Raw genomic sequence first — 9,740 nt, 5'->3', positions numbered from 1 at the left:
CGGGCGCAGCTATGGCGCTTTCATCACTGACAGTAGTCACCAATGCCAATCGCTTACGTTTTTATAAACCCAATAAGCGCTAAGGAGTCGATAATGTTAATGATAAATTTACTTGGTGCAGTATTAATAGTGGCCATTATTTATTGGTTTTGGCTTTATAAGCCAAAGCAAATACACAGTAATGATAATACGCAAACCATAGTGGTAGATAACGGCGTTTATCAACCAAGTCATATAAAGGTGGCGGCTAATAAAAAAGTAACGCTTACATTTGATAGAAAAGACAGTGCACCGTGCGCCGAAACTATGGTGTTCCCGCAGCTTGATGTAAGTGAAAGCCTTGCAATGGGAGATAATACAATCACTTTGCCTGCACTAAAAGCAGGTGAGTACGACTTTCATTGCCAAATGAAAATGTATAAAGGTAAGTTAATCGCTGAGTAACCAGTAAGTTGATGAAGTAACATTAATACGGCCTAACTTTAGGTTGAGCTAAACAACGGGTTATGTCGTATTAGTGTTAATTAAGCACACTAGATTATTTAATGAATAACTTAAACCCTAAAAAATTACTAAACAGTAAGTGGACTGCCACTCCAGCTATCAACAAAGAAAAACACTTTATCATTGTAGAAGTAGAATACGATGAAGAGGGTAATGTAATTGAATGCATTACCGAGTCGGTATTTTCTAAAAATCAGTACTCAATACGCTGGCGAGATTTAAAAGACACACAAAAATGGCGTCAAGGCTGGAAGTAGTTAAATTGTTTTTATACCTTAAAAACGCCAATTTGTTATGCCCAACAAAATGCAATGCGCTCCCTTTTTAATCCCTGCCTTTTACTAAATTCGCCATTTGGCAACAAGTGCCTGTTTTTTACAGGCTTGCCATGCTTTTAAAAAATAAACGCTAAAAATTTTATAAATATCAATACATTTCAATTGGTTATGTTTTAGGTTTTATAACGTTTAATTGTTTTAATTAAGCTGTTCAGCTTTAGTTTATTCTTAAACTTCCCCACGTTATGTTTTTAGTTAGCTTTTAGCTCGTGTGTGGCTTTTTTATAAATCATAAGCTGTTGATTCTAATGGTTTATTTTAAGTAGCTCATCTAGCTGTTGCTAAAAAGCAACAAAAATACCCCTCGAAACTTAATTTTTTCATATACTTACCGTATAACTCATTGTTTATTAGGTGAAAATAAAACATGGCACTGAAGTTGTAATAGCTAAGCTGTATTAAGCAAAACGTGGGTAACGCCAATTGGCTACTCCCCTAACCCTATGAAGGATTTCATTATGAAAAAGGCACAATCAACATTGGTATTAATGGCTTTAGCCTCTTCATCAGCGGCTTTTGCAGTAACAGATTTTGACACACTCGATAAAGATGGCAGTGGCACATTAAGCCCGTTAGAAGCATCTGCTGATGCTGAATTAATGAGTCAGTTTACAAAACTTGATACTGACAAAAACAACGAGCTATCTAAGAGTGAGTTCGACAAAGCATAAGTGAGTGCTTTGAGTAGTTAACGCCCAGTGGCACGTTAATTCTGAGTTGCCAAAGACAACCTAAGTAGGCAAGGGAGCTTACCATAAAGAATAACAAGGATAGTGTAATACACAGGGCACTTTATTATAAACACATAGCGAAGGAATCGTTATGTAAAAGCGATACCCAACTTTGCTTGCAATAGCGCTGGTATTTTCTGGCACATTTGCAAAGTTTGACACCAACAAACGGTAAACTTTTTAAAGCAGAGGTTTTACAAGCGTAGACGATTAATGCGCTGTGGTGTAAGCATAATTCTGAGTTGCCAAAGACAACCTAAATAGGCAAGGGAGCCTATTAAAAAGAATAACAAGGAAGTGAATTGTAACCACCTCAGTGCAAATTTATACAGGTAATGCATATTATTGAAGGATTATATTATGAAAAAGCTAAAAACACTTTTAGTCGTCGCCACTGTGGTTTCATCTTCAATGGTATTAGCAAACGCCGAACTAGAGCCATCTAAAAATAATAGCTCTGAGTTTAATCAACCAATTGACGAACAAGCCGCTAAGCAGCATCTACCAGTAAGCTCGCAAAACGGCCTAACCGAAAACGATTTTTTTGAATACAAATAACCGATTCTCCCTTTATGGATCTCAGAAAAGGATTTCTTCCCCTTTGCCAGGCACTTAGCCTAAGGAAATGATTATGAAAAAATTTATCGCACTTCTAGCCCTTGCATCTTCATCAGCGGCGTTTGCCGCGGTCGACTTTAACAGTTTTGATGCCAATGGTGATGGCGTAATTAGCAAAACAGAAGCACAAGCCAATGCACAGTTAGCACGGTTGTTTGATAAGCTCGATACAGATAAAAATGGTGAGCTTTCACAGCAAGAGTTTTCTAAAGTACAATAATTTTATGGCGTAGTTTTACGCGTTTAAAATTTATCAGGTCATACTCACAAAGCAGTTAAGTAACATTTACTTAGCTGCTTTTTTTGTGTGTGGCGCAGGCATAACGGCTTTTTCACCAAATAGGTGCAAATGAGCACAAGTTAAAATCTTAACCTTATGTATGTAAACATTTTTTATACTTGGTTTTAAACTTGCTTAGTTAACGCTATAGCAACTGAGTGAGTACACAATTATGGCGCGAATGAGTTATATAAGTAGTGTTGAGCGCTACCATGAGTATGAGCAAGTAATACACAGCTTGCTTGACTCTATTTTAATGAGTATTGAAGATGGGCTTAACAAAAATCGAGATACGCGTTTTTTAGTAAAGCAATATCCCTTTTTAGAGCTGCAATACTGTTTAAACGAATCTGGGCTTCAGCAAGGCAATAATGTTTGCTTTAAGCGTGCCTATAAAAAATTAGCCGAGCAAGGTAATCAGCAAGATTTAAGTGAGCGCCCTTACTTTTTACAATCTAAACAAACCGATTCGGTGTGCTTTACCGATCCGTATATTTCTATCGCAACTAATCATTTATGTATTTCGGCTATTAAAGAGTTAAAAAAGCCAATTAACCAGCAGCATTATTTAGTGTTAGACGTATGCTTAACCCAGTTAATTAAGTTTGTAATGGGAGACAGTGCGCGTGCCGGTATTTCGCCTTATTTTAAAGCGGGCTATGGGGTGATTGTGGCGTGTTTATTTACTTTGGTACTCTTTTTACTGAGCATAGTATTTAACGATATATACGCATTATTAACCCACTTTGACTCAGCGTCTGATCCCCTCGAGCCCTTTAGCATTATTATATATATTACTTTAGCGTTGGCCGTGTTTGATTTAGGAAAGACCATTCTCGAAGAAGAGATTTTAATGCATAAGGATATTTTTAGGCACTCTTCTACACGGCGCACAATTACTCGGTTTATATCTACCGTGCTAATTGCAATATCTATTGAGGCGCTATTAACCATTTTTAAGGCAGCGTTGGGGCAGGCTGAATACTTATTACCGGCCATTGCGATGATGCTTGCGGTGGTAGGGCTTTTAATAGCCTTGGCTATTTATGTGTATTTAGGAGCAAAAGCCGAAACCTTACTAATGCGGGCGCGCTCAAAATTAAAATCCTCCAAGTAGGAGGATTTTAATGCGATTGGTATGATTATTATTTAGCTTTAAACTTTACCTACTAATGCGGCTTATCTTGCTCGCGCTTTGCTTTAAAGTCTGAGGCACTCGTCCATGTAGGCCAATCGCCATTGTTAGCAAGCTGCGTGGCTATATCAACAATAAGCTCTATGTCTTGCTTTACGCCACCTAATGACCACTGCGGCGAGTAATCGTCGGCTTCTTTATGGTATTTATGCGCAATGTAATCAGGGTCGGTATCGCCAAGGCTCATAAATAATAAACTCGGCACACCTTGCTTAGCTAAAGAAAAATGATCTGATCTAAAAAACAAACCGTTTTGCGGGCGAGGGTCCATTTTAACAACGCGACCTTGCGCTTTTGCCGCGTTTGCTAGGTAGTTTTCTAGGGTGGATAAATCGTTACCGTATTGCAAAATGTAATCAGTGCCATCTAGCACGTTCATTCCGTCAATATTTAATAGCCCGACCATTTGTTTAGTGGGCACAACGCCACCGGTTGCAAACTCTTGGGAGCCAATGAGGCCAGTCTCTTCTGCGGTAAAATTAGCAAATAAAATAGAGCGTTTAAACGGTGTTTGCTGGTGGATTTGATTCATAATGCGGGCAATTTCGAGTGTTGCCGCTGTGCCAGAGGCATTATCCACTGCACCGTTATAAATTTTAGGGCCGCTGTCGGTTTGCTTGGTACCAAAATGATCCCAATGAGCACCTATTACCACGTACTCATTAGGGGCGTCGCTTCCTGTAATTTGCGCAACTACGTTATGTGATTTGGCATGCGATACTTCGTTTTTAAATGAAAGGTTGGCTGTTAAATTAAGCGCTGTGGCTTTAAAGTCATCACTTAAAGCCTTTTGTTTTAAATTTTGATAGTTAAGCTGCGCGGCATTAAAAATTTGCTCAGTAGTATTAAGTGTTAGCCAGCCCATAACTGGGAGCTTAGAAGCGTTTAGGTTATTGTCCATCAGGGTGTATTTAGTCCCTGTGTTTGAGCTTTCAACCACGCCCCAAGGGTAAGCTGCAGGGGCAGTTTCGTGCACAATAAATACCGCTTTGGCACCTTGGCGTGCGGCTTCTTCGTATTTGTAAGTCCACCGGCCGTAGTAGGTCATAGCATTACCTGTAAATAACGCATCGTTTTGTGTAGCAAAGCCAGGGTCGTTTACCAATACAATAACGGTTTTACCTTCAACATTAATGTTTTCGTAATCGTTCCAGTTGTATTCGGGGGCATTAATACCGTAGCCCACAAATACAATGTCAGAGTTTCGTACATCTATTACTGGCTGTAATTGCTCTGTACGGGCGGTAAAATCGTTACCTGCTTTAAACTTTAAGTCGCCTACCTGCAATTGCATATTTTGATTGGCCGTGACCATTGCCATTTTTACCGGCTGTAAAAACTTACCATTATACGCGCCAGTTAAACCCATAGCTTCGTATTGCTCGCTCAAGTAACCCACTGTTTTTACTTCACCATGAGTAAGTGGGCCGCGACCTTGAAAGTCATCAGAGGCTAGCGTTTTTATATGCTGTTTAACGTTATTTAGGCTTACGCTGGGCGTATTTTCTAAAGAAGAATGCTCGCTTGCAGGTTCAGAGCAACCAAAGAGAGCGACTAGCAGGCTTAGGCTAGCGCTTTTAAAAAGAGTAGAGGCCATAGTTTTCTGAATAGTTTTAAAAATTGGCTTTTAATATAAAGGAAGCACTGATGTGAGTCGAATATTTATCATCTTGCCAGTTCTATTTTTCAAAAATTGAAAATTGCCGGTGTAGGGTGTATAAATAATCGACAACAATAAATGGAGCACACACAATGAGCCAATCTAAAAAAAGCGGATACCTGTTTATAGGCAGCGGCGTAGCATTTTTTGCAGCAGCTTTGCTCGCACAGCAAGCGATGTTTTTTGCTTTAGCTGCATCTTTTGTAGTGTTAGGTACAATTAGTATAAAAAAAGCGGCTTAATAGCCGCTTATTTAATTAACACCTTGTAATAAATACCTTTAAAACACCTACCAAATTATTTTTTCCACCATTTATGGGTTATTGCAGCGTCGGTAGGGGTAAATATTTGTCCAAACTCGGGTGTACTCAATGTTACGTTATTTATGTTGCTTGCAGCCGTTACCCGTTCAAATGGGTCAACCCAAGCATGAAACGCCAAGTCAAACGTACCGTTATGAATAGGCACTAAAGTTTTACCTTGTAAATCAATATGAGCTTGAACCGATTGCTCTGGTGTCATGTGTATATCGGCCCAATCTTTGTCGTAGGCGCCTGTCTCAATTAGGGTTAAATCAAAAGGGCCGTACTTGTTACCAATTTCTTTAAAGCCTGCGAAATAACCCGAATCACCACTAAAATAAACACTTTGCTGGGAGGTTTTAATAACCCACGAACCCCAAAGTGTGTTGTTTGCATCACTTAATCCACGGCCCGAAAAATGCTGGGTAGGAGTAAAGGCAACTAATGCATGTTCGGTTTGTAACTCCTGCCACCAGTTAAATGTGCTAATTTTGTTTTCATTCACTCCCCACTTAACTAAATCGCTATCTACACCAAGTGGCACATAAAACTGCTTAGTTTTTGCAGACAGCTTTTTAATAGCTGATTTATCAAGGTGATCGTAATGGTTGTGCGAAATAAGCACCTTATCGATTGGTGGCAGTTCGCTAATACTAATAGGTAATTTAGAAAAGCGCTTTGGCCCTACAAAAGAAAAAGGAGATGCGCGCTCACTAAATACCGGATCGAGTAACCAGTATTCGCCATGCACTTTTAAAAGCACGCTAGAGTGGCCAAGTTTAATGACATGCACAGTATTATTTGCAAGGGAGTTAAGCATTTTTGCTGTAACACTTTTAATTGCAATGGGCTTTTTAGGTGTAATGTTGGTACGCTTTTCTGTTATGTAACGCCCTAAAATTCCGAGTGTTTTCTTAAAGCTATTCGGCTCAACCTGTTGATGGTTATGAAACCTACCATTTTCGTAGTTATCTACATTAGGTGCTTCATTAACACCTTGCGCAACTATCTGTTTATTCACGCTACAACCTCCAAAAACAATGATGGCGATGATCACAACTACCCATTTTATAAATGTCATCGTTAAACCTTAAAGTAAACTAATGAGTGTAGTTTTTCATTATTTTGATGAAAAGTAAACTATACAGTGCATTTTTTTATTGTTTAGTTAAAATGTAGCTATTAACAATTGCAGAACCCATTATGAAATTATCAGAAAAAAAACGCATAAATATTCTTCAAGCAGCAGAGCATCTGTTTTTTGAAAAAGGTGTAGAGCACACTAGTATGGATCAAGTTGCTGCAAAAGCGGAGGCTTCTAAGCGAACTGTTTATAATCACTTTGCGACAAAAGAAGAGCTATTTCAGGCTATTTTAACGACTATGCTGGCTAAAATTAATCATGGTGATGTTATTTACTTTAATAAAAATCAACCAATTGATTTGCAGCTTACTGCTATTGCCGAGCAAGAAGTGGCTATGCTTACATCGCCTGATTTTTTACGTTTAGCTAAAATTGCCTTTATGCAAATGCTACAAGAGCCGCAGCTAGCAAAGTCTTTAAGTAATAATACTATGGGGTGTATGACTTATTTAGAAGATTTTTTAGAGCAAGCTAGAACAGCAGGTGTTTTAAAAGGTGATGAGCTAAATATAGCTGCTAAACAGTTTGTGTATCAATTAAAATCGTTTGTGTTTTATCCGCTACTTTATGGGTTTGAAACAATAACAGAGCAGCAAAATAATAAAGTAATTGAACAAACAGTCAGCTTATTTCTGGCTAAATATAAAGCGTAAACTTAAAAGTAAAAAACCAGCAAATAGCTGGTTTTAATCATATAGCAAGTAACTAATTACTCATCTGCGTATTTTACGCGAATTTTGCTTTTATCAACGCTTAATTGATTAAGTGCTTTAATAGCGCTTCTACTTTCTAAGTCGTTTGGCATTTCTACAAAGGCAAAACCTTTTGATAAACCAGTATCTTTATCAAGCACTAAGTTACAGGTAGTTACTTTACCGTGTGCTGCAAACAACGTGCGAAGGTCTTGCTCTGTGGTAGCGCGAGACAAATTACGAACTAATAATTTCATATATAACCTAAATAAGGGGTTCGCTGAGGATTATCTCAAGTAACTTGGCTTTAACCTAATTTTATTTTTACCCTTTTATTTAAAGTTGTTTTTCGCAAATAGCTCAGCTAACAATTATAAAGCCATACTGGTAATAAAGATCTAGTTATTAAAACAAATAATTGGTAAGTTATATTTTACTTTATTTACTTACCATTAACCTGGGCTGGTTGTTTATGTCAAAGTTTGGCTTGCGTGTTTTAACTATTACTTGTGTTTGTTATTTGGGTATTTTAGCTGTAGGGTGCGGCAGCTCAGGGTCAAAAAGTGAGCCTGTAAATGCATCGGTTGTAGCGCAAAGCGCCGCGGTAATTAGCGGTCAAACAACTGTAAGTATTGAAAATACCCGCGATATAGCAATTACAGGTGAACTATCTATAACGGATGCACAAGCCAATGAGACAGTATTTAAAACGCAAAGCAATAACACCACAGCTTATGGTTCATTTAGCTTAACTGAGGATGGTAATTGGTCATATACACTTAATGGCGAGCATGCCACTGTGAGTGCACTAAACGAGGGCGAAACCTTACTTGATGAAATAACTGTCACATCGGCAGATGGCACCGAAGCGACAGTGTCTATAACTATTATAGGCACTGCAGGCCGTGATGATTTTATAGTAACGCAAGAAACAACCCTCAATGCCGATGGCGAAAACACAGGGCTAAGTGCTTATACATTAATAGAAAATGCGTTTAGTGAAGGTGCAATTGAATCGCCTGATATGTATAGCGGTAATCATCAAGATGTTGTGCATATTATTGAAGATACTGACCCAATCGTAGGTAATCACTTTGTGTTTTTAGCACATCGTGATGAAGACCAAGATAAAGATAAGGGCGCAACCGACCGCCAGCGCAACGAAATAAAAGCCTTTGATAAATCGCCCGCCGCAACACTTGCCTTTAAAGACGAAACCGTACAATACAGTTGGAAGTTTAAAGTCTCTAGCGAGCTTGAGCTAAGTAGTAAATTCAGTCACTTTTTCCAAATAAAAGCCCGTAACGATAGCAACGACAATACCAATGGCAACGATGACCAACCTATTATTACGCTCTCTGGTGCACAAAAAAACAGTACAGGTAATCAGCTGCAAGTACGTTATAGCGCAGGCTTTGATGAAAACGGTAACAGCACAGGGCTTGATAAAAACCTTATCGAAACCGACTGGTCACTCATTACTGATGAATGGGTAGCGGTATTTGTACAAGCCACTTTTAGTGAAGCGGGGCAATTTGAAATGACCCTAACCCGCTTAAGTGACAACACGGAGCTACTTAGCATTAGCGAGCAAAACATAGATATGTGGCGTGGCTTTAGCGATGATGACTTTGCCCGTCCTAAATGGGGTATCTATCGTTCAATAGTCGAAACCGATAGCCTTCGCGCTGAAGAAGAGCAGGTACGATTTGCTGATTTTGTGATTAAAAAAGGCGTTTTAGCGCAGTAAATATTTGCCTAGTTTTTTATCGTGGCTACTTACACGTTGTTGAATAATAGCCACTATGTGACGGCGTATCCACTGCAAACCGGCATCGTTGTCTTGGCGCTTATGCCAAATAACAGAGACAGGCGTTGGTGGCGTATCAATAGGGCTTTTTAAAACCACGAGCTTATTGGTAAATATTTCCTGCTCAAGCGCTATTGAGGGAATGACACAAATAAGATCGGTATTTTTAAGAATATTAGGTACATTTGCCGCGTTATTTACCGTCATCGCTACTCGGCGTTTTAACCCTAATACTCTTAGTGCTTGATCAGATGGCCCTAAAATATCGCCCGTAATTGATACTAATAAATGATCTGTATTAGCAAAGTCAGTAATACTTAATGGGGCATTAGCAAGCGGGTGGTCAGGGCGCATAAGTACAACATATTTAGGCTTTAATAAGTGCTCGGCTCTAATAACGTTTTCAGACAGGGTGTAGCGATTAATTGCCAGTTCGGCTTCGGCGTCTTTAAGTACATTGGCAGCC

General features: G+C 38.9%; 13 protein-coding genes and 1 pseudogene (1 of these 14 running past the window's edge). 10 read left to right on the top strand and 4 right to left on the bottom strand.

Annotation, left to right across the window (positions count from 1 at the left end; translation table 11 throughout):
- The 7 genes and pseudogenes from L650_RS0103400 to L650_RS0103370 form a co-directional block, all read left to right on the top strand.
- Nucleotides 1-83: pseudogene (locus L650_RS0103400) on the top strand (heavy metal translocating P-type ATPase); it begins 2,172 nt to the left of the window's first position.
- A 10-nt stretch (nt 84-93) separates the two neighbouring features.
- Entirely contained in the window at nt 94-444 is a 351-nt protein-coding gene (locus L650_RS0103395) for a cupredoxin domain-containing protein (RefSeq protein WP_029772196.1), read from the top strand.
- 101 nt (nt 445-545) lie between these two features.
- Nucleotides 546-761, top strand: a complete 216-nt coding sequence (locus L650_RS0103390; RefSeq protein WP_024033778.1) for a TIGR02450 family Trp-rich protein — start codon at nt 546-548, stop codon at nt 759-761.
- A gap of 539 nt (nt 762-1,300) precedes the next feature.
- Nucleotides 1,301-1,513, top strand: a complete 213-nt coding sequence (locus L650_RS0103385) for a calmodulin-like protein (RefSeq protein ID WP_004585903.1) — start codon at nt 1,301-1,303, stop codon at nt 1,511-1,513.
- A 420-nt stretch (nt 1,514-1,933) separates the two neighbouring features.
- Nucleotides 1,934-2,131, top strand: coding sequence for a hypothetical protein (locus L650_RS0103380; protein ID WP_029772195.1), 198 nt, complete (start codon nt 1,934-1,936; stop codon nt 2,129-2,131).
- Nucleotides 2,132-2,204: 73 nt separating this feature from the next.
- Entirely contained in the window at nt 2,205-2,411 is a 207-nt protein-coding gene (locus L650_RS0103375) for an EF-hand domain-containing protein (RefSeq protein ID WP_029772194.1), read from the top strand.
- A gap of 232 nt (nt 2,412-2,643) precedes the next feature.
- Nucleotides 2,644-3,588 carry an EAL-associated domain-containing protein gene (locus tag L650_RS0103370; protein WP_029772193.1) on the top strand — a complete coding sequence of 315 codons (945 nt, stop codon included), beginning with the start codon at nt 2,644-2,646 and terminating at the stop codon, nt 3,586-3,588.
- A 52-nt stretch (nt 3,589-3,640) separates the two neighbouring features.
- Here the strand turns inward: L650_RS0103370 and L650_RS0103365 are convergent, their stop codons facing one another.
- The gene (locus tag L650_RS0103365; protein ID WP_029772192.1) at nt 3,641-5,263 is read right to left on the bottom strand and encodes a M28 family metallopeptidase; all 1,623 of its coding nucleotides are present in this window, start codon (nt 5,261-5,263) and stop codon (nt 3,641-3,643) included.
- Between the two features lie 155 nt (nt 5,264-5,418).
- On the opposite strand from L650_RS0103365, the gene L650_RS24235 reads away from it, so the two are divergent.
- Complete coding sequence (locus L650_RS24235) at nt 5,419-5,568, top strand: hypothetical protein (RefSeq protein ID WP_024033773.1); 150 nt, start codon at nt 5,419-5,421, stop codon at nt 5,566-5,568.
- A 55-nt stretch (nt 5,569-5,623) separates the two neighbouring features.
- On the opposite strand, the gene L650_RS0103355 is transcribed toward L650_RS24235, so the two are convergent.
- Nucleotides 5,624-6,649 carry an MBL fold metallo-hydrolase gene (locus L650_RS0103355; protein ID WP_411157017.1) on the bottom strand — a complete coding sequence of 342 codons (1,026 nt, stop codon included), beginning with the start codon at nt 6,647-6,649 and terminating at the stop codon, nt 5,624-5,626.
- Nucleotides 6,650-6,831: 182 nt separating this feature from the next.
- Here L650_RS0103355 and L650_RS0103350 point away from each other — a divergent pair, with 182 nt between their 5' ends.
- On the top strand, nt 6,832-7,425 hold the full coding sequence (locus L650_RS0103350; protein WP_024033771.1) for a TetR/AcrR family transcriptional regulator: 594 nt from the start codon (nt 6,832-6,834) through the stop codon (nt 7,423-7,425).
- Nucleotides 7,426-7,481: 56 nt separating this feature from the next.
- Here L650_RS0103350 and L650_RS0103345 read toward each other — a convergent pair whose 3' ends face one another.
- Entirely contained in the window at nt 7,482-7,721 is a 240-nt protein-coding gene (locus tag L650_RS0103345) for an RNA recognition motif domain-containing protein (RefSeq protein WP_029772190.1), read from the bottom strand.
- A 215-nt stretch (nt 7,722-7,936) separates the two neighbouring features.
- On the opposite strand from L650_RS0103345, the gene L650_RS0103340 reads away from it, so the two are divergent.
- The gene (locus L650_RS0103340) at nt 7,937-9,214 is read left to right on the top strand and encodes a VCBS domain-containing protein (protein WP_029772188.1); all 1,278 of its coding nucleotides are present in this window, start codon (nt 7,937-7,939) and stop codon (nt 9,212-9,214) included.
- Here L650_RS0103340 and L650_RS0103335 read toward each other — a convergent pair.
- On the bottom strand, nt 9,203-9,740 hold a 538-nt coding region (locus tag L650_RS0103335), incomplete at its 5' end, for a LysR substrate-binding domain-containing protein (RefSeq protein ID WP_262974662.1). The two genes, L650_RS0103340 and L650_RS0103335, sit on opposite strands and share 12 nt — an antisense overlap.

The sequence above is a fragment of the Pseudoalteromonas sp. TB51 genome, assembly GCF_000498055.1.
GTDB lineage: Bacteria > Pseudomonadota > Gammaproteobacteria > Enterobacterales > Alteromonadaceae > Pseudoalteromonas > Pseudoalteromonas atlantica.
The sequence above is the reverse complement of the archived record's forward strand: the minus strand, read 5'-3'. Positions and strand labels throughout refer to the sequence as shown.

Bases quoted from the DNA above. Each gene is read 5' to 3' on its own strand.
- L650_RS0103395 (WP_029772196.1), top strand. From the start codon at position 94: ATGTTAATGATAAATTTACTTGGTGCAGTATTAATAGTGGCCATTATT.
- L650_RS0103390 (WP_024033778.1), top strand. From the start codon at position 546: ATGAATAACTTAAACCCTAAAAAATTACTAAACAGTAAGTGGACTGCC.
- L650_RS0103385 (WP_004585903.1), top strand. From the start codon at position 1,301: ATGAAAAAGGCACAATCAACATTGGTATTAATGGCTTTAGCCTCTTCA.
- L650_RS0103380 (WP_029772195.1), top strand. From the start codon at position 1,934: ATGAAAAAGCTAAAAACACTTTTAGTCGTCGCCACTGTGGTTTCATCT.
- L650_RS0103375 (WP_029772194.1), top strand. From the start codon at position 2,205: ATGAAAAAATTTATCGCACTTCTAGCCCTTGCATCTTCATCAGCGGCG.
- L650_RS0103370 (WP_029772193.1), top strand. From the start codon at position 2,644: ATGGCGCGAATGAGTTATATAAGTAGTGTTGAGCGCTACCATGAGTAT.
- L650_RS0103365 (WP_029772192.1), bottom strand. From the start codon at position 5,263: ATGGCCTCTACTCTTTTTAAAAGCGCTAGCCTAAGCCTGCTAGTCGCT.
- L650_RS24235 (WP_024033773.1), top strand. From the start codon at position 5,419: ATGAGCCAATCTAAAAAAAGCGGATACCTGTTTATAGGCAGCGGCGTA.
- L650_RS0103350 (WP_024033771.1), top strand. From the start codon at position 6,832: ATGAAATTATCAGAAAAAAAACGCATAAATATTCTTCAAGCAGCAGAG.
- L650_RS0103345 (WP_029772190.1), bottom strand. From the start codon at position 7,721: ATGAAATTATTAGTTCGTAATTTGTCTCGCGCTACCACAGAGCAAGAC.
- L650_RS0103340 (WP_029772188.1), top strand. From the start codon at position 7,937: ATGTCAAAGTTTGGCTTGCGTGTTTTAACTATTACTTGTGTTTGTTAT.